We start from the raw sequence: 19,388 nt of genomic DNA, 5'->3' as shown, positions 1-19,388 counted from the left end.
TTATTAAAAATTATTAGGGGTGTTTAATTAATTACGAATACTCTTAGTTACCTGATTTATAAGTTTTCTATAAAGCTTATGTAGTTTTTGGTATTCTCCTCGATATCCTCTTGAGTTGGATTATGTTCTTCGCCATAAAATGCATAGAGCGGTTTATAATCTGCTTTGACATACTTAAATGTAGTTTCAAAAGGTCTGGTTAGTTCTTCGAGCGTATATTCGTATTGCCCTGTTGCCTTATAATCCTCTTCTTTAATACCCGCAGTAACAGCTAATGCAAACTTTTTACCAGCAAGTTTATAACCGCTATTTTTACCAAATGCCCATCCATGAGTCAAGACATCATCTATCCATTTCTTTAAAAAAGGTGGACAATTGAACCAATAAAACGGGAATTGAAGCACAATTTTATTTACAGATTCTAGTAAAAGTTGTTCTTTTATGACGTCTATTTCCAGAGTTGGGTATGTAGAATGTAAATCATGAATAACATATCTATCTGGGTATTTCTGAAGTTCTTGAATCCAACGTTTATTTATTTTAGAACTCCCTAATTTAGGATGCGTTACTATAATTAATGTTTTCTCCATACTCATTTGTTTTAGAACACATTTATTGAATCTTTTTATGTGTTATTTGTTTTATAAAATGTTTCTAAAACAAAGGTATTGAGATCAAATGGGCAACAAATGGAGGAAAAGTCCGCAGATATGGATTATAGGTTCAAGCTATATTTTTTTGACGATACTCTGTTGGAGAACCGCCAATTTTCTTTTTAAAAATTCGTGTGAAATATAAAGGATCATTAAACCCTACTCCGTAGGCGATTTCACTGACAGGCATTTCTGTAATACGAAGAAGTTCTTTGGCTCTTTTTAATTTTTGGTCAGTTATGTAATTATTAGGAGTGTCATTAAACACTTTTTTGAACTCTCGTTTAAAAGAAGACAGGCTCAGATTACATAACTTAGCCAATTCATCTAATCCTAAATTCGAATAACGGTGCAACTCGATTACATTTTTTACATGAACGCTCCTAGTTGAATATAGATCAGAGATTAATTCTTGTATAGAACAAACATTTTCGGATTGTATAAGCAATAACACCAGTTCTTTTATTTTTAACTCAAGTAGATCGTTATTTATCAAAATTGGATTCTGAAAATAGAACTCTAGAGATTCTATAAATCTCGAAATAACCTCTCTTGACACTACTACTTTACTTTGTATATTACAGTCTCCTTGCTCTATTATTTTAGGTAACTCGTTTGCATATATTTTCTTTAGTACTTCCGGATATAAATGCACGACCATAACTTCAACTTGTTCATCATCGGTTTTCTTCAACATATCCAAAAAATGATTTCCGCACTTTAACAAAACTGCTTCTTGACTATTTACCTGAACATTCTGTTCTGCAGATAATAATTTAGGTGCTCTATCTTTAAAATATATAAAACAACCACTGTTTTCAAAAATAGCCTCATATCTAAAAGGAGTACCAATTTTCACCTTTTCGATAAGGATTTTATTGTCATATTCAAATGTAAGTCGCTCAAGAATCATTTAGTTATTTTTTATGAGTCTATTTATATTTAATTATATTAATTAACCAGAAATAGTATTCAATATAAATATACTATTTCTGTTCTTCTTTCAACAAAACATTTATGATGGATTGTTGGGTACTACTACACACTGCAAAAGAAAGATGCCTGTTATTTAAGGTTACCACCAAGGTACTCGCTATAACTTTTTTCTTATGGATTCATCTTCAATGACAAAAACTTTAAATAGCAATAATCCATAAGAAGAAGCTGATCGATGGATTGATTTTTGCAAATCATCATGATTAATTTCATGTGATATATTGTACAGCATAACCCGCCTATCTGGCGGGTTATAGGTTACACCTTATTTTTATGTATGTGCTATTTTGACTCTTGTCTAGTATAATATATTTTACTTACTATTTTCCACTCTCCATCAACTTTTAACAGATGCATAAAATCTATGTATGTAAAGGTTGGGAACTGAATTTCCAATTGTGCACTCGCAGCGTCACCAGCAATGTTTACTGAAACAACACGAGTATTTATCTTTTCCTTGTGCGGAGTTCCATCCATACCTTCTGTTAAGCCTTTGATAGCATTAACTTCTTTATAGTCATCGCCAATCCATTTCATAGTCGCCGTTGGATGATATGCCTTTTTAAGTGTTTTAGCGTCGTTATTCACAAGTCCTGTTAGATAATAATTCACTGTTTTTTCAACAAGTTGTAAATCTGTTTGTTGTGCTTGAAGTTCTGTTGTTATAGTTGTTACTATAACCAATATTGATAAAAGTTTTTTCATATTTTTTTATGTTTTTCTGTTTTATATAATCATTTAATTTTCAACAAAATCGGGCCATGTTTTCATTAATGCAATAAATTTCGGACCAAGGCCTTCTTTTTTAAGATGTTCTGCCGACACAGGAAGATTTAAAGGGATAAAATCTTTATTATTTAATACTTGTTTAGGAAAATCGTGATGTACAATGCCAGACTTTCCTATGGTTACAAAGTCTACTCCAGAATTAAGAACCTTATGTACTTCTGCACCACCAGTTATTTTACCAGCCACAGTAAGCTTAACACTTTTATAGTCTAATTCTAAAAAATGATCCAACAATGATTTATTAGCTTCTGTTTGCCCTTCAGGAACTTTAAAAACATCCCATAGCGAAAGATCTATAAAGTCAATTTTATCAGTATTAATCAATCGTTTAGCTATCAATTTTACTTCTTCTAAAATCATTCCGTAACGTTCTGGTGATAAACGAACACCGATAACAAAATCGTTTCCACAAGCAAGTCGTATACCATCTACAATTTCGAGTAATAACCTGGACCTGTTTTCAAGACTACCGCCGTATTCATCGGTACGATGGTTAATCTCACTACTCAAAAATTGCGCGATCAAGTATCCATGTGCACTATGAATTTCTACTCCATCGTAGCCTGCTTCTTTTGCTCTGACTGCAGCTAATATGAAATTATTTCTTACCTCATGTACTTCTCTTAAAGATAACTCCCTTGCATCAAATTCTTTGTTGATTGAAGGACCTACTGGTTGCCCATCTATTAAATCTTTAGGAGAACGCATACCTCCATGAAAGATTTGTATAACCGCAAGACTACCATGAGCTTTAATACTCTTTGTTAGTTTTTGATGTCCAGGTATCTGATCATCAGAATAAATACCTAACTCTCCTTCCCATACTTTTCCATTGGCCATTACATTTGAGGCACATGTCATCACCAAGCCAAATTGTCCTTTGGCCCTCATTGTTAACCAATGTAGTTCTAGATCTGATAATCTCCCATCGTCATGACTTTGTTTATTGGTCAAAGGAGCCAACATAAACCTATTCTTCATGACTTTTTTGCTAGTAAACTTTAAAGTTTCATTAGCTTTATTCGCTTTGTAATTAACTACGCTCATTTTGATGACTAATTCTTTTAAATATCTAAATCTGGAGAGTTATCTTTTAATTCATTTCTAAAGTAGAGACAATATCCCATTCTAAAATCTTGGACACTGGTAAATGGTCATCATATGTATTTCCATAGTGTGCTTTTACCACGTTTTGTTCTTCATCAATCAAAAAGTCTGCAGGTAAAACAGGGTCTTGAAATGTCGTTTTCAAACTAAAAAAACCTCCGGTTATAGCTTTGGATACTTTACCCGGATTAAACATGGTTTTTAACATGCCCTTGTAAGAAATATCGATCCCATATTTTTTATAAATATTGTATTTCTCATCAGGAATGATCGGGAATGGTGCCTTTTGTTCTCCAGCGTACTTTAGAATCTCAGCTTTTGATGAAGCAAAAAGAGCAACCACCTTTATCCCTTTTTTTATAAATTCATCATGTTTTTTTATCAATTCTCTAACTCCCATATTACAAAAGGGACAAGCAGCTTTCCTAAAAAAAACCAGATATAATTTTTGCCCCATGTAATCAATTAGATTTATCGTCTCTCCATTGATATCTTCTGCCTTAAAAGGTATTAAAAGGTCATTCTCTACTATCTTTTCCATTGTTTTTAAAAATTAGTTTCTTAGTAAAAAAGGCATATCTGTTTTATTAATGACTACCTCATATGCTCCCGTTTCTATTAAACCTGTAATTCATTCTTTTATCAGAGCTTCTTTCTTACACGTGATTAGTCATTTTCTTTATTAATCAACAAAGGCTGGATATCATTAAGTACACCATTCATATCAATCCATCATAATATAACCAGCCCTCGTGTATAGTTTTACACTACGTTAAATTAATTTTTTGCGTGTGAGTCATATACCTTCCCACTTATTTTCCATTGTCCGTCTTTCTTGTATAAAACAAAGAAATCGGTAAAACGAAAACCAAGCCAATCAATGAATTCTACCTTTGCTGCTGCTGCAGGACCTGAAATATCAATCCAGGCAATATGATGTTTTACATTTTCTGACGCTCCTAGAGAACCTACCGCTTCGGCAAACTGATCGGCGGTATGATTTAAATGATCCCCATTCATAGATCCTACAATATGTGCATGATCATAAAATGCTGTACGAATCACTTTCCCGTCTCCTGTCTTTGCACTTTCGATATAAGGTTGAAGCGCTTTTACTACTTCTTGATATTCATTAAAATTTTGAATCTCGTCTTGTGCTGTCTCTTTTGTTATTGTTTCCATTTTTATTTTAGATTTTTTTATTAAATAAACTATTTGATTCTATCAGATATTCTTAGAACCTGATTACGACAACAAAGATATCGTCGTTATGCAAACAAGAAATGGAGAAAAAGTTCTTTGATATGGACAATACGTTCAGATAATATATTGTCTCAGACACATTATTAAAAAGATATCTTATACCATTTATTAAAACAATATCTAAAAGGAAATAGGAACTTACCTCATCATTTTTGAGAAAGCGATCAAATTTGACCCAAATATCCATACATAAGGACTATTTCTCCTGTTCAATTCTAAATACTGCATCTACTTTTGCCCCTGATAATAACAAATTATTGCGGCATACATTGAAATGCTAAAACATTAAACTTTATAAAAAAAACGATATGAATTTAACAGACAACATTACAGGAAAAGTAGTAGTAATTACAGGAGCAAGTAGCGGATTAGGAGAAACCACAGCTCGTTATTTGGCATCAAAAGGCGCAAACGTAGTTTTAGGTGCCCGACGAGAAGAACGTCTACAAACGATCACAAAAGAAATCAATGCTCAAGGAAATGGCAAAGCAATTTATGTTAAAACCGATGTAACTAAAAAAGAAGATGTACAAACTTTGGTTGAAGCAGCGGTAAGTGAATTTAGTAAGTTAGATGTGATGATCAATAACGCAGGATTAATGTCTATTGCTCCTATGAGCGAAGTTAAAATCGATGAATGGGATCGTATGATTGACATTAATATAAAAGGTGTTTTATATGGGATCGCATCTGCTTTACCAATTTTCCAAAAGCAAGAATCTGGACACTTTATTAATTTATCTTCTGTCGCTGGAGTAAAAGTATTTAGTCCAGGAGGAACTGTTTACAGTGGGACAAAATTTGCTGTTCGAGCAATTTCTGAAGGTTTACGTCATGAAGTTGGTGGAAATATTAGAACAACCTCTATCGAGCCAGGACTTGTAGATTCTGAATTAAAACATGGTAGCTCACACACAGAGAGTTCTGATTTTGTAAAAGAGTTTTATCAAATCGCTATTCCATCAGATTCTATTGCGAGAACCATTGCTTTTGCGATAGAGCAACCCGCCGATGTAGACGTCAATGAAATCGTTATTCGTCCGACAGTTCAGGATTTTTAATCCGTTCAGTATTTTCACAATCAGTGGATCTTAAAAAATAGCTTACACACAGAAAACCAATGACGAGATTCATCAGGTTTTCGGGTATAAAAAAACCATGCTCCAAAACGGAGCATGGTTTCATTTATATCGATTATTGCCAAAGTTAATACTTCGATTTGTCTTCTAACTCTATTTTTAATCTTTAAACAACTGTATTTGATAACATTTCATAGTATTTGGATACACAAAATCCCTGTATATTTTGATTATGTTTCAATTAAAAAAAATCAAGCTTCTGTAAATATGAATTTTCTCTTGGCCGTCTCCAATAATGCTGTGTAAAAAGAATTTAGAGAAAACATCTTAACAAATTAATAAGCAACTCTATACCAATTAATTACAACTCTAAAAGCTTTTATTGCTTATATCAAACATACATTATTTAGGTAAACTCAAAAACGCTCCTGGTTTTAAAACAAAGTCCTGAATTGATTTTCCCGAAATTTTTCCTTTAATTTCTTTATCACTCAAATTGTAAAACGTAGTCTCTCGATCATTTTCTTTAATAAAAATATCACTTTCAGCATCTAATGTAATCTCCAGATCTTTCCTTTTTAAAGATTTTAAGTTAAAAAAATACCATTCATTACCTTTTGAAATTGATGTCACCTTATTTCCTTTAACTTCATAATACGTTTGATGTAAACTCCATTTTTTAATTTTTGGAACTGCTTCTTCTTCATCAATTCGATTATTGTATCCTTTGTACGGATAAATTAGGGTGATAAATTCAAAATTTTTAGATGGCGCTGCCTTAGCGATATTCCAATTTTTTCCTCTAGTACCTCCTTGCTCTACACTATCTATTGTATTGATTTGATAAATATCACAACCTGAAGCATAATCGTAAATGGCGCGTAATAAATTTGGGCTTTTTTCTTGAGTATAGTGACCTTGCCATACTTGCTTATAGCTATGCTCTTCATTGGCTTTAAAATTATCTTTTACAATCCAAAAATCTCCTTTTACATAGATTACTTGCCTGCTATAATTAACTCCCAAGTCAGAAAAACCATCATGACTTCCCGTAAAAAAGTCGAAATCAGAATTTGTCTCCCAACCGATCACTTTTGGAGTGGGTAATGACTTGAATTTCCCAAAACCACTTCCTCCTTTGTTTGAAGTCCATTTTTTTCCTTGCAACTCATCATCTACCAAAGCTACATTTTTAGTCATTGAATTTTTAAATATCTCTAAATCTTTCAACGGATAACGTACTTGGTAATTTGGTAAAATAACTTGGGTATTGGCAATAGCTTGTACTCCCAAAACATCCCCGTGTTGATGATCTGGTTTTTCGGTATCCACACCAGCACTAATAATCATCATTTGATCTTTGGTATTCCACCCTTTTCGCATCACATAGTATTGGGTTTCGGGCAATGTTAATGATTTAAATTTGGGCTTTTGAGCAGCTATATCCTTTAAGGATTCCAGCTGGTTCTTTCTTAAAAACCAATAAATTTTAGAAGCTACTTTATCTTTAGAAAAATACCCCATCACTGGATCATCAAATAATAAATACCCTAAAGTCATTGCACCTGAAATATCATTTTTTTCTGCCCAAGGAATATTGGTGTCATCCTGCAAAACAGGGGCTGTTTTATCAGGATACGCAATTTTTATTAAGCTTATAAAAAGTGACTTTAACTTTTCCTCCCACAGTGTATCTATTTTTAAATCACTAATTTTTAATAACTGATACACGTAAAAATAATTTTCAATGTCGCTTATATGATAGTGTACGGATCGTTCAAATTGAAATCCATCGGGATTAATTTCTTTGTCCAAATGTTCTTTTAATCGTTTCATTGATCTTTCACGCCAAAGATCAGCATCTTTAAAATCCCTAAATAAAATAGAAAGCATTGTCAGTGCTGACATCCCTCTGGTTTGATGATTCCCTGCTCTAAATTTTGAATTATTTTGGTATAAATCTGCCGCATGTTGTAGTAAAGTAGCTATGGTGATCAATTGCTCTTTATCATCATAGCTCTCTTCACCAATAAACATATTGTGAATTTGAAGCCAGTTTAAAATTCGATAGCCCGATCTAAATACCTCATATATTCCATTGCCTGAGTCCAAGGTTTCTACTTTTTTATTAGCAAGTGCTTCATTTAAGGAATTTCGTTGCTCTAAAAAATAATTCAAATATTTAGGATCTTTGTTTGAATTAAAATAATGAAAAGCAATATCAACCATTTTATGTTGCCTGGCCAAATGCCTAAGTGCATAAGCATTTACTTCTTTTTCATTACTATAAGTAAAAGGCAACTGCCATTTGGTTGTTGCCGAAAACTTCCCCATATGATCTTCTGCTCTACTCCTATGTTGTTCTAGAGGTGCATACATAGCATTATAATCTTCTAAACGCGCTGAAAAATTATTCCAATCTGAAAAAAAGCGTTCTGAAAACTTCAAACGAAAATAGTGAGCTAAATCACTTTCTGAATCCAGTTTTGTTTTGAGATCTTCTTGCAAATAGTTTTTCAATTCTGTATTCAAAAGTACTCTATCGGTTGGTATTTGTGCTTGACCTATCATCCCTACTATAAGGAGTAATAAAAAACACACTACGGTCTTATATAATGGTGTCATAATTATTTGCTTAGTCCCTTTTTAATGAATTCTATATCTTTTTTCATTTGCTTAAGAATTTTTTCTTTCGGTATCGTAGGTACTTTTCCGAGCTCTGCTCCTCCCAAATCATATTCATAATGAACTGAAATGGGTACGTTGATTTTATATTTTTTCAATACTTCAAAATAGGTATCAAAATCTACCATCCCTTCTCCAAGTGGCGTATATTGTTTTTTCCAGATTCCATTATTTTCTACCCATTTAAAATCTTTAATCACCAAAGAGTTAATATGTGGTTGAATGAGTTGAAAATCTAACTCCCAACTTTTAGCACCTTCTAAACTGGCATGCATAATATCGTATTGACATCCTAAAAATTTAGGATTCATATCTTTTAAAGCAGTTTTTAAATCCCAAATAGGAGCCCCAAAATATAAACCAGAATGATTTTGATACGCACCGGTGATCCCAATATCTTGGTTTAATTGAGCTAACCTTTGTAGCTGAATTGCATAAGCTTCTATATCCCTCTCTATCGCAATATCTTTGGGATATTTGAACCATCCGGTTCGATAATGTGAATAACCAAGCTTTGCTGCTACTTTTAAAAGTTGAATATTTACAGGGTCCTCTGTGTTTTTTACACTAGAGGAAATCAATTTGGTTTTTAAACCATACGATTGCATAATTTCTGTAGCCTTTGGTAACTCTCTCGCTACATTTTCTGGTAGAACATGCCCTTTGGGTCTTACTGTAAGATCTAAGCCATCTGCTCCAATCTCTTTTGCCGCCACACTCATTTCTTTGTAGTCTAAAAATTGTAGGGCTTTAGAAAAAATATATAATTCAGGCGTATGCGACTCTGGTTCAAAATTAACCAGTTTTTGTCCCATTACACTTGTAAAAGAAAGACCTCCGATGGTTGCCAATGAACCTTTTTTTATAAAATCTCTTCTACAATGATTATTTCTATCCATCATTATTTTCTTAAATTGGTTAACCAATTTAAGAAAATGTATCATCTTACCCTTTTTTTTGGCTTAAAATTATCATTTTGATTTCCAGAAATAAATTCCTGTATCCCTAAACCAGCTATTGCCCAATTTAGGAGCGCTTACACTTTCAATGAAACTTCTGATTCGTGTTGTTTTAAAACTTTGACGATTTGTACTTAGCTGAATCTACTTTTTTTCATATTCTAAATTTACAGTTATTATCCTTATTGTAACTGTAGTAGGCTTCAGGAATACTTATACCATCGTGCAAACTATCTAATGGTCACAAATGCTATAATACTCCATCAAAAATTTAAAAACCAATAATAAACTCATTTTCAAAAAAATTAAATTCAGTTCTCGAAATGTTATTTTATTAAAAACTAAACTAATCGTTTTATTGAACTTTTTATGATTTCATTTTCACTTTAATATTCTCTCCTATTTTTTGAAACTCAGGTTCAATTCTCTTCAGTAGATCCTGATACTCAATTAAAATTTCAAATGACTTTTAAACCAATTGACTATTTCTTGAAAGGAATCAAATTTTGAATACGGTAAAGAGTGGCTTTTTTTGTCATAGATTTTTAACTTAAATTCTTTTTTGTGAAGCTGCAGTTGCCTTGCCATTTCAATCGCTCCCATAACAGAAACTCTTCCATCTTGACGAGAGTGTAAAATGTATACCGGGGTGTTAATTTGATCAGCCCATTTTACAGCAGAACGCATATTTAAATAATGTTCTTTGTTGTTTTCAAAATCAGGTAAAATATTCTGTAACCCTTTATAATTGTATTCTTCTTCCAGATCAGACCAACCGTCTATAAAAATAGGTCTATTTTTTGCCTGTAATTCGAGATCTGCCACACCACCCAATACGGCGGCGGCATTTAATTTGATTTCTTTAAGACTTTGATAGGTCATTTGACCGCCTCTGGAAATTCCCATCATAAAAATATTACTAGTGTCTACAAATTCAATTTCTTTCACCAATTTGATAAGATTTAGGACATCATTAACATCATCACCTCCCACTTGATCTACACGACCTAATTCGTCCACAAAACGATAGTTTGATGCAAATACTGCAAAACCATTTTTAGCTAACCAATAAAAATCTGGTAAATCTTCTGCAGACAATCTCCCATAATTTCCAGTTCCGCCTCTATTATAAATGATCACCGGTATTTTTTTGCCTTTTCTATTTTTTGGAATACAAGATAAACCTTCAATCTCCAGACCATCACTCTTATAGCTAAATTTTTCGTAGATAAACTGTTTTTGACTTTGAGCCTCCTGATAAGATAAGCTGTCATATCTATATTTTCCTAATGAACTGATCTCCTCATAAGGCTGTTTTAATTCAATTTCTATTTTATTATATATTTCAGTTTGAGAAAACACCTGAAGAGATAATATCATTAGAAATATTAAAAATTGATTTTTTTTCATATATCTATATTAATTTTAATCATCTAAGTTTAAAATATTGCATAAAAACTTACATAAACCTTGAATTAAGACTAACCCTTATTCGAAAATGTACTAGAATAAGGGTCAGTCATTAAGATGTTTAGTGTTCGTAATCAGGGTTCTGATCACCTTCTAGTGAAAAACCATTTTTCATCATACTGAGAACTGGCGAATTCAATTCGATGGTATGCACGTGAGAAAGATTCTCTATTTTAAGAACTTTAATCTGTGTACGGTTAGGTGCTAAAACGTATAGAAATTTGTTAGAACATACTAGCACAGGGCTAGGTTCTTCCATTTTTTGTAAAATCTGAATTTCAGAATTTTCTCTTTTTGAAGATAATTCTGGAATATTTGCTATCTCTATATTACGCTGCGTAATCTCATTTCCGTTTTGCGCATCAAATACTATAATTTTATTCTCATTTGTATGTACTAAAAAATAAGCACCATCAAAACTAAACATAGCATTTGCTACATCTTCTCCTAGATAAATGCTTTCAAGACTTTTTGCCATAGGGTCAATCTTAAAAACACCAAGATTTCTAGATCTACCAAAGAATAAATTTGAGTTATCATGTCCTTTCACAGTACCTAACCAATTTCCTGATTCAGCATTTAAACCCTCAGCGTTTGCAATTAAATTGATATTATTATCTGTATCAACAAGTATTATTCCGTCAGTAGAACCAAATACTCCGTAATCGCCATTTACAGCATCCCCGTGAATACCGCTAACCTCAACGCCACCATTATCGTCAATTACTTCACCTTCGCTAGATATATACTTAACCATCTGCGGACCCCATTCATACCCTTCAGGAGGAGTTTCGCTTTGGAATGTTACAGCAAACATCCCATTAGTTAATCGAAAACCTGCTCCGTGATGCGCAACGGTATTCGTAAAAGTGAAAGTTTCAGGTTGATAGGATGGAATTTCTAATTGTGCTTCATTGATGTAAGAAATAGAACCGTCTCCATCATTAAATATAACTATATGTCCTTTAGATCCTGCATAATGTGTAGGAAGCACTGTATTGAGTTCTGCATTTGCCCATTTGGCTTGATATTCGTGACCGTGATCTTCATGGTTCACTATTCCAGAATCAAAAAATCGCACAATGCCTCCAGCTCTATCTATGACAGTAAGATAACGCCCAGAGTTACTGGTGTAATAACGAGCATCCTCTGTAAGCGGAGTGTCTAAGTTATATTTCATTTCTCCAGAATCTGCTTGCATGACCTCTAGTTTGCCTTCACTCATCAAAGTCAGGCGAACCCAGTCACTTTCCATATCTGCAAAAGTAATTGGTTCTTCTACTGTTCCAGAATCATCATCATTACTACATCCTATAAGAAAAATGATACCTGATAAAATAGTTAAGAAGTTTAAAAAAAGTTTTTTCATGATTTATATTTTAGTTATTAAATTGATGTACTGATATATTTCCATTTGTATCTTCAGCCCAAATGACTAAGCGATTTCCAGTTAGATTGTTAAAAAAGTCAGGATCATCTTCAAAAAGAGTCTCTAGTTGAATTTCATCTACATTTGGAAGGTCTTCTCCAGAATTAGGACGGAATTGGTGAGGCCAATTGGATTTTCCAAAGATTTTTTCCTTTAAAACAATTCCTTCTTGATCAGGATTATTCTCATCAGGATCTTCTATATATATCCAAAGAAAAGAAAGGTTAGAATTTGCCGGGTGTTCATTATTTCTATAAATACGTCCAGAAATCGAACCGCCAGATGTTCGAATTTCTGAAAGCTCTACCTGTGGTGCGTAAGGTCTATGGATATAAACTGTGGTATGATATGTGGTATTATCTGCATACGTTGTCTGATTACCTTCAACATCAGTTGCTTGAATCGAAAAATGGTAAGGTCCCGCAATTATAAGTTCATCGTCTGCTATTTCAGGATTTCGATGATCTGCAAATACTTCAGAACTGTAAGTGATCCGCGTTTGATCTTCAAATGTTTCAGCATCCATAACCTCATTGAGACTAAACAATTTAAATTTTTGACCATCATTTTGTACTGATTTTCCGTGAGTATGGCCATCGAATCCACTATGTGATTCAATTTTTATCTCCTTAATTCCAGAAGGGTCTTCTATACTGAAAGCAATAGGTATATTTGGATTTTCTGGACTCGTAGTGAAAAAATAAGAAGGTTGGATTCCACTCGTGCCTTCCATAGCTTTAATGCTAGGAGCCCCTAAATCGACATTGTCATCTGAATCTTCGTTTAAGCAAGAAATAAAGATGCTCAAACAACATAAAGGTATCCAAGTGTGTTTTTTCATTTTATTTTTTTTAGTATTAAAATCAATAATTGATATATTCAAGTAACAGTTTTAAAGCGAATTACTTCAAATCGATATTTAGAGCTAGAAGTTGAAAATTGCGCTCTTGTAAAACTTTAAGGTGTTACTTTTTTGTTTCTGTTCTATTCGTTTGACGTTTATTTTAATTTTATTTCATAGGCATCATTTTTAATGGTTTATATAGTTATTGGTACTTTTAAGGAGAATATGATATTACGACCCTGCTCGGGCAAATTGAGCAATCGGTATCGGCTTATATGATTTAAATACCTAGCATTCAATATATTGTTTACACTTAATCTTGATGTTAGCTTTTGTCCTAAAAATTTAAAATCCATAGTAATGCCCGCGTTCAGTATAAAACTGTCTGGAGTAGATCTTTCATTGCGATCTGTACGGTTTTGAGAAAAGTTATATCTACCTGATATAAATACCTGTCCATTTTTTAGCTTTTCCTGGTTTTGCAAAAAAGAATAATCTAAGCCTAAGGTGATTGAAGATGATGGAGTTAAAGGCAGCGGTAAACGACTGTTAAGATTTAAATTTTGTACAAAATCAGCAGCCATATCAACCTGAAGTCCCATCGCTATATTGTACTGTGCAGAAAACTCAAAGCCGTTAAAAACCGCATCATCTTGACGATATTGCCAAAGTGTACCTCCTGAAGCTAGCGGTGAGAAATTTCCTGTAGGCGCTAGATAAATATAATCGGTAAAGTAGCCATAAAAAGCAGATGCCTCGAGAAATAAGTCTGAAGATTGAAACAAGTAAGTCAAATCTCCTTGATACCCTCTTTCGATACCTAGATTCGAATCTCCACGTTCGTGCCTGAAATTTCCGTGATGTACTCCGTTACTGGATAATTCAATTGCTGTAGGAAATCTAAAGCTATTGCCTAAATGCAGCTTAAAGATATTTTTTCTATTCCGCTTAAAAGTTGCTCCAAATGCTCCGCTGATATTATGAAACTCTCTATTAAAGTCTGGAGTACGTTCTTCAAATTCCCCGGTAGGCATTAATGTGCCTCGATCATATATGGGTTGCAAATGCTGATCAATATGATGTAAACCTATATCATATCGTAAACCTGCATTGATCTTCCACTTTGTTTTCAATTCCCATAATTGATAATGAAAGAAACCAACTTGAAAACTGTTAAATACAGGTAATAAAAATTCAAAACCATCTTTTTGATTATTCATATACTGCAATTGACTACCAAATAAAATTTGACGATCATCATTTGCATTTATTTCATAGCGCAGATTAGCGGTGTATGTATCTAAATAAAGACCTAAGGCTAGATTAGATCCAACCAATTCAGGTGAAATACCGTGTGCTCCAGGAAAGGATAGCTCCTCCCGTATATTACGCTGGTAACCTAAATCTATCTCCAGTTGATCAGAACCTATTGCAATTGTGGTGTTATTAGTAATCATATGATGCTGATTCTCTTGTCTGGGCACATCAATATTTCTAAAATCACCATTGTGCCTGAGATTGTAAGCTCTAGGTAGACCTATAGCACCGGTAAAAATTCCAGCTTTTTGGTTAAAGCTTGAGATCCTAAGCGTTGAAGAAAATGTTTTTGATTGATAGTTTAAGTTACCACTGAAATGAAACTCATTACCTGCTGTATTTTTCAACCTATTCTCAAAGATGGGTAAATCAAAACCTGCATAAGAAAAATCATCTGCAGGAACGGTATAGTCTCCATAATCCTGATGAGTAATTCTGTTTCCATAGCTCCAGTTCCCTTTTTTTCCTTCCCAGTCAATAGTATTTGATATGGCTCCATTATTAGACTGATACATTCCTAGATATTCTAAAAAATGCCCATCCTTTTCTGGAACACGATCATCTTTTATATTGATAACGCCTCCCAAACCATCGGAACCAAAAAGTAAAGAAGCAGGACCTTTAATAATCTCTACATTGTCCACGTCAAAAGGATCTACTTCAAGACCGTGATCTGCACCCCACTGTTGACCTTCTTGTTTTATTCCTCGATTATTGACTAATACTCTATTAAAACCCATACCTCTGATCATAGGTTTGGCTATTCCCACACCTACATTCATAGTATTAAGACCAGGTAATGCCGCTAATGCTCCAGAAAAAGTGCCTGTATTATTACTTGAGATAAAATCTTTATCTAATATCACTACAGACTGAGAGTTGTTAATCACTTCTTGCAATATGCTTTTTTGTACTAAAGTAACTTCTGCCAGATCTGTAACTATAGCCTTCATTCTAATTTCAATGGAGTCTAAATTTTGTTGAATCGATAAGGGAATTTGTTTTTTGAGATAGGCCAAATGGTTTACTTCCAGAAATGAAATACTGTCTTTTTCAGCTATAGGAATATTAAATCTTCCTTGTTTATTACTAATTGTTGCATTTCCTGAAGGAAAAACCTGAATTGTAGCAGTTTCTATAGGATGCCCTGTCTCACTAAGGATTACTCCAGATATTTGCTGAGCTTCCATTATATAGCTTATCAAAATGATTAAAGGACAAAGTAATTTGCGTGATAGGGTGATCGACATTCTGTTTAGTTAATAAGGAATTAAAATCTTTTATGTAGGGATCGTTTTTAGAACAACTGCGATACAGAAGCTTGTTGAAATTTTAAAGTGTTTAATCCTCTTTAAAATTTCAAATTACTTTCATTAATCGAAGTCAAAGCAAGTTGAAGGATATTTTACTTGTTCTATCTAGGAAACATAAAGGGAAAAGTTAAATCAAATAGAAAACCTAATTCCTGATAGCAATTAGACATATGTCTATCAGCCACAGGTATCCGCAGTCTTTAATTTTTAACTATTGGAAATTGTACTTTTCCTTTATATAATAATACCAGGAGGTGGTTTGTTATAAAAATTTTCAAAATAAAGTACTTTAATCGCGGGTGAAGTGTAATAACCAAACTCATTTAGATTAAAAACATTACTAATATTTTGTTCAGGAATACTGGGCGAATCTGGACAAAAGTCTAAAGTATTAGAATTAGATTGTGTGATTAAATCACATAGTTCACAGTGTTGAACATCTTCTTCATCTTCGTTGAGATGAGAGAAAGAGTGAAAATTTGCAATTCTTAGAAAAAGAAAAGCAGAAAGAAAAAAGAGTGTAATAGTATTTTTCCAAAAACCTATTTTCATCATACAAATATAGTGATAAAACATAGATTTAGTCCTCTTTTAAATTCTAGAAAAAGAAAGGACTAAATTTCGTACAAATTTGATAGATTATTATTTATTTAAAGAAAACATAAACCCTTGTAAACATCTACATTCACAAGGGTTTAAATTCAATAGTAGCGGGAACAGGACTCCCTTCGACTCGTACCTCGTTTATCCTGAGCTTAGTCGAAGGGCTCAGGATAAACTTCTCGTCCTGTCAAGTCTTATTAAAATATTAGCAATAAAAAAAGCTTCAGAAATTTCCTGAAGCTTTTACTTAGTAGCGGAAACAGGACTCGAACCTGTGACCTTCGGGTTATGAGTATTTTACCCTTATGTATCAAATTAACATAAATATACTGAATATCAATTAATTATATTTTAAAAAATACTGTTTGATATCAAATAATATCATATAAAACCATAAAATGTTGTACCTATGTTGTACCCAAAATTTGTATCTTTACAATCTAGAGGTTTTAATATGGCAACGGTAAGAGCAGTTTTAAGGAAGAAGAAAAACAAGGCTGGTCTATGTCCAATTGCAATTCGTATTACCAAAGACAGAAAAAGTACATTCGTAAGCACAGGTCAATACATTAATGAAAAATTTTGGGATGATAGAAATAGAGCAGTTAGAAAATCACACCCTAATAGTAATGCTATAAATAACTATATCTTAAGTAAGGTGGCGGAAGCCAACCGTAAAACACTTGAAGCCGAAATGAAAACCGAATATCAAACGGTTTCTGAAATTCGCAATAATGTGATTGTTAAAAAGGAATTAGATTTCTTTGCTGTAGCTAATATTCATCTTGAAAATCTAAAGGGCAGAAACAAACATCATCAATACGATACTGAGGTTGGTCGTTTAAAAAAGTTTAAAGCGTTTTTAAGACAAGACGAACTTTCGTTCAGTAAATTAACTCCTTCCTTGCTTAAGCGCTTTGAGGGTTATCTCTTAGAAAATCAGAAGCGTTCACCAAGAACTGCGGTTAATTATTTAATCTTGATTAGGACAATCTACAATCTCGCTATTAGCGAATCCATAGTTGACAGAGGTCGCTATCCATTTGGAAAAGGCAAAGTGACGATTCGCATTCCAGAATCTCAAAAAATAGGATTGAATAAAGAAGAAATTCAGAAGCTTGAAGCTGCTAATAATCTTTCGGAAGCACAACAGAATGCCGTTGATGTTTGGCTCATTAGTTTCTATTTTGCAGGTATTCGAATTGGGGATGTCTTACAATTAAAATGGTCGGATTTGGTCGATGGTCGTTTACTTTACAGAATGGACAAAAACAGCAAGCTTGTTTCTTTAAAGATTCCAGAAAAAGCCAAAACAATATTTACTATCTATCGAAAATTACAGACACTAAACGACCTTATATTTCCATATCTTGAACATACTAATTTGAAGAACGCTGAAGAAGTTTCGGTAAGAACACAATCTGTAACAAGAAATCTGAATAGAGCACTAAAGCGAGTAGCAAAACATTTAGACATCAAAAAGAATATGAGTATGCATATTGCCCGACATAGTTTTGGAAATATTTCAGGGGATAAAATTCCTATTCAAATGCTACAAAAACTATATAGACACTCTTCAGTAACAACAACTATAAGATATCAGGCAAACTTTATTCATAAAGATACTGATACAGCTTTAGATAGTATTATTAATTTCTGACTTGATTTTTACAAGTCATTATCAGTAGTCTATATCCTCTTTACTTTTTAATTTATTTACATAGCCAGAAATTGGACTTGTCATTTTCGGTTCTTCCAATTTAAAATCGTTTTTCACAAAAATCTTCGCAATCGTTTGCCAGTTGTCTGTCTTCCATTTTTTCGATTTAATATAGGCGTGAAATTTTAGGGGTAACCGTTTGGTAAACCACGTATTGTATATCCTTAGTTTACCAAACGGTTACCTCTATTTTCTCATCTTAAAAAGTTTAAGAGGGCAAACCTAAAAAATAGCTAAGACTTTAAGACTTTACAATCGTCTTTGACGATGATTTTTCAAATAAGAAATAAATTTAGTTATAAATTTTATTCACAATTTTGATATCTCTACCACTAGGCTTATCTCTTTGAACAGAAAATGTACTCCCATCTTTTCTTACAATAGTAGGCAATCCATTTTTAGAAAAAAAATAAGACCCATACATCATTATAGACTTAAAATTGAATTTATTGGTTCTCACTGATGAAGGAGCTTGAGGATAAAAATTACCATAATAATCTGGATTTATATTTTGGTAATTTACAGTGATATAATTATTGTATTTAGGATGTGATTGTTCATGGAACAAACCAATTGCATGTCCCATTTCATGAATAGTATTTCCTATAGTACAAGCATCGGCTAAAAATATACTTTGTACACCTCCTTTTTTTCCTATTGATGACTTACACATATCATCACTTCTACGAAAACGAATATAATCTGGTTGATTGTCTCTTCTCAAAACAAACCTAAGTTTAGTGTGTGCTTCCCAGTGAGCAATAGCTGACAAAACCCTATTTATATTAGGTAAATCATCATCAATGGTATAAGGAACTTCATAATTGTTTCCCACTTTAGGCCAATGTTTAACCATCGTTTTTATTATAGTTCCTTTAGCATTGATATTGTTAGATTTTGTAACTTGTTCTTCGGTAAATATGATATCCCCCAATAGGTATTCTCCATTAATTTCCTCAAAGGTAACATCCTTACCAAAATATTTCTGAATGACTTGTTTTCCCCTTGGTAAACCTGTATAGATTTCTGCGGCTGCAGGAGAGTTCAATAAATTTTCTGCGGCCTCTTCACGTATATTTCCTTTTTGGCAATTTATACACGTAAAAACGAGAATGATTGTTGAAATTATTGAAATGAATTTTAATTTTAGATTTTTCACGA

General features: G+C 32.9%; 16 protein-coding genes. 2 read left to right on the top strand and 14 right to left on the bottom strand.

Features of this window, described 5'->3' with window-relative positions:
- Positions 1-56 precede the first annotated feature (56 nt).
- The 6 genes from PQF96_RS24780 to PQF96_RS24755 all read right to left on the bottom strand — a co-directional run bounded on the left by PQF96_RS24780 (position 57) and on the right by PQF96_RS24755 (position 4,727).
- Positions 57-590: an NAD(P)H-dependent oxidoreductase gene (locus tag PQF96_RS24780; RefSeq protein ID WP_271769338.1), complete on the bottom strand. Its 534-nt coding sequence runs from the start codon at positions 588-590 to the stop codon at positions 57-59.
- A 133-nt stretch (positions 591-723) separates the two neighbouring features.
- Positions 724-1,566, bottom strand: coding sequence for a helix-turn-helix domain-containing protein (locus PQF96_RS24775; RefSeq protein WP_109434085.1), 843 nt, complete (start codon positions 1,564-1,566; stop codon positions 724-726).
- A 365-nt stretch (positions 1,567-1,931) separates the two neighbouring features.
- Complete coding sequence (locus PQF96_RS24770) at positions 1,932-2,333, bottom strand: nuclear transport factor 2 family protein (protein ID WP_271769335.1); 402 nt, start codon at positions 2,331-2,333, stop codon at positions 1,932-1,934.
- A 54-nt stretch (positions 2,334-2,387) separates the two neighbouring features.
- The gene (locus tag PQF96_RS24765; protein ID WP_271769333.1) at positions 2,388-3,419 is read right to left on the bottom strand and encodes an NADH:flavin oxidoreductase; all 1,032 of its coding nucleotides are present in this window, start codon (positions 3,417-3,419) and stop codon (positions 2,388-2,390) included.
- Between the two features lie 112 nt (positions 3,420-3,531).
- The gene (locus tag PQF96_RS24760; RefSeq protein ID WP_109434088.1) at positions 3,532-4,086 is read right to left on the bottom strand and encodes a peroxiredoxin family protein; all 555 of its coding nucleotides are present in this window, start codon (positions 4,084-4,086) and stop codon (positions 3,532-3,534) included.
- A 236-nt stretch (positions 4,087-4,322) separates the two neighbouring features.
- Positions 4,323-4,727 (bottom strand): nuclear transport factor 2 family protein, encoded by a 405-nt coding sequence (locus tag PQF96_RS24755; protein WP_271769330.1) that lies wholly within the window; start codon positions 4,725-4,727, stop codon positions 4,323-4,325.
- A gap of 389 nt (positions 4,728-5,116) precedes the next feature.
- Between PQF96_RS24755 and PQF96_RS24750 the strand changes: the two genes are divergently transcribed.
- The gene (locus PQF96_RS24750) at positions 5,117-5,869 is read left to right on the top strand and encodes an SDR family oxidoreductase (RefSeq protein WP_109434090.1); all 753 of its coding nucleotides are present in this window, start codon (positions 5,117-5,119) and stop codon (positions 5,867-5,869) included.
- 420 nt (positions 5,870-6,289) lie between these two features.
- Here PQF96_RS24750 and PQF96_RS24745 read toward each other — a convergent pair whose 3' ends face one another.
- The 7 genes from PQF96_RS24745 to PQF96_RS24715 all read right to left on the bottom strand — a co-directional run bounded on the left by PQF96_RS24745 (position 6,290) and on the right by PQF96_RS24715 (position 16,459).
- Positions 6,290-8,512 carry a heparinase II/III family protein gene (locus tag PQF96_RS24745; protein ID WP_271769328.1) on the bottom strand — a complete coding sequence of 741 codons (2,223 nt, stop codon included), beginning with the start codon at positions 8,510-8,512 and terminating at the stop codon, positions 6,290-6,292.
- A 2-nt stretch (positions 8,513-8,514) separates the two neighbouring features.
- Entirely contained in the window at positions 8,515-9,516 is a 1,002-nt protein-coding gene (locus PQF96_RS24740; RefSeq protein ID WP_271769327.1) for a sugar phosphate isomerase/epimerase family protein, read from the bottom strand.
- Between the two features lie 465 nt (positions 9,517-9,981).
- Positions 9,982-10,941 (bottom strand): alpha/beta hydrolase family protein, encoded by a 960-nt coding sequence (locus PQF96_RS24735; protein WP_271769325.1) that lies wholly within the window; start codon positions 10,939-10,941, stop codon positions 9,982-9,984.
- A gap of 121 nt (positions 10,942-11,062) precedes the next feature.
- Positions 11,063-12,370, bottom strand: coding sequence for a hypothetical protein (locus tag PQF96_RS24730; RefSeq protein WP_271769323.1), 1,308 nt, complete (start codon positions 12,368-12,370; stop codon positions 11,063-11,065).
- 10 nt (positions 12,371-12,380) lie between these two features.
- A complete protein-coding gene (locus PQF96_RS24725; RefSeq protein ID WP_271769321.1) occupies positions 12,381-13,271 on the bottom strand; it encodes a DUF4625 domain-containing protein in 891 nt (296 codons plus the stop codon).
- A gap of 197 nt (positions 13,272-13,468) precedes the next feature.
- Positions 13,469-15,841, bottom strand: a complete 2,373-nt coding sequence (locus PQF96_RS24720; protein ID WP_271769319.1) for a TonB-dependent receptor — start codon at positions 15,839-15,841, stop codon at positions 13,469-13,471.
- A 297-nt stretch (positions 15,842-16,138) separates the two neighbouring features.
- A complete protein-coding gene (locus PQF96_RS24715; protein ID WP_271769317.1) occupies positions 16,139-16,459 on the bottom strand; it encodes a hypothetical protein in 321 nt (106 codons plus the stop codon).
- Positions 16,460-16,916: 457 nt separating this feature from the next.
- Between PQF96_RS24715 and PQF96_RS24710 the strand changes: the two genes are divergently transcribed.
- Positions 16,917-18,167, top strand: coding sequence for a site-specific integrase (locus tag PQF96_RS24710; protein ID WP_271769315.1), 1,251 nt, complete (start codon positions 16,917-16,919; stop codon positions 18,165-18,167).
- Between the two features lie 352 nt (positions 18,168-18,519).
- On the opposite strand, the gene PQF96_RS24705 is transcribed toward PQF96_RS24710, so the two are convergent.
- Positions 18,520-19,386, bottom strand: coding sequence for a M12 family metallopeptidase (locus PQF96_RS24705; RefSeq protein ID WP_271769312.1), 867 nt, complete (start codon positions 19,384-19,386; stop codon positions 18,520-18,522).
- Positions 19,387-19,388: the final 2 nt, after the last annotated feature.

This window comes from Aquimarina algiphila, from assembly GCF_947494415.1.
GTDB lineage: Bacteria > Bacteroidota > Bacteroidia > Flavobacteriales > Flavobacteriaceae > Aquimarina > Aquimarina algiphila.
Note: the sequence above shows the minus strand (reverse complement) of the source record. Positions and strands in the feature narration are given on the sequence as shown.